This window comes from Alcaligenes sp. EGD-AK7 (assembly GCF_000465875.3).
Taxonomy (GTDB): Bacteria; Pseudomonadota; Gammaproteobacteria; order Burkholderiales; family Burkholderiaceae_B; genus Alcaligenes; species Alcaligenes phenolicus.
Genome location: NZ_AVOG02000040.1, coordinates 1 through 672, shown reverse-complemented (window position 1 = coordinate 672; position 672 = coordinate 1). Strand labels below are relative to the sequence as shown.

The following is a 672-nucleotide window of genomic DNA, read 5'->3' as shown; positions in this document are numbered from 1 at the left end:
GGCGATGATCCGCGCGATCGTCGTCTTGCCGACGCCGCGGGTACCGGTGAACAGATAGGCATGGTGCAGGCGCTGATTGTCCAGCGCGTTGATCAGGGCCTTGAGCACATGCGTCTGGCCGACCATTTCGCGGAACGAGCGCGGACGCCATTTACGTGCAAGAACCTGATAACTCATAACACCATCGCGGGGAACTAGGCAGAGGACGGGTAATGCTAGCGGAGCAGGATGGAAATTGCATCCGAGCTGAGTCCGATCCGAGGCTAGCGCAGCAAGCGGGCCCCGAGCGCGCTCACCACCGCCGTCAACGCCGGATTGTCCCCCTCTATCCTTACGGCGAGACCGTCGATCTCACGTCGCGCCGGGTAGGCCTTGCGCAGCAGATCGAAGGCGGCCCGGCGCTGCGCATCGTCGCCCTGGAGACTGCGGCGGAAATCCGCGTCGTCGCGACGCGGGTCGTAGACCGCCCTGCACAGCGTTGCCAGCATCTCGGCCGGCTCTGCCGATGCGGCGAAGGTGAGCCCGGCAAGCGCAGGGCCAGGCATCAACTGCGCCAGCTCGACGGTCGGCTCAAGGCCGCGAGCGGCGCAGTAGGCCGCATGGATCTGCGCCGTGCCACGCAACTTGCCGTCCAGGCTGTAGCCGGCGATGTGTGGCGTGGCGATGCGACAC

1 protein-coding gene and 1 pseudogene are annotated in these 672 nt (G+C 66.1%); both read right to left on the bottom strand.

The features are described 5' to 3' along the window. A pseudogene (locus N879_RS20100) lies at nucleotides 1-177 on the bottom strand (hypothetical protein); the annotation flags it as partial. 86 nt (nucleotides 178-263) lie between these two features. After that, nucleotides 264-672 (bottom strand): DUF3410 domain-containing protein (locus N879_RS14405; RefSeq protein WP_022983406.1); only part of this gene is annotated, 409 nt, incomplete at its 5' end.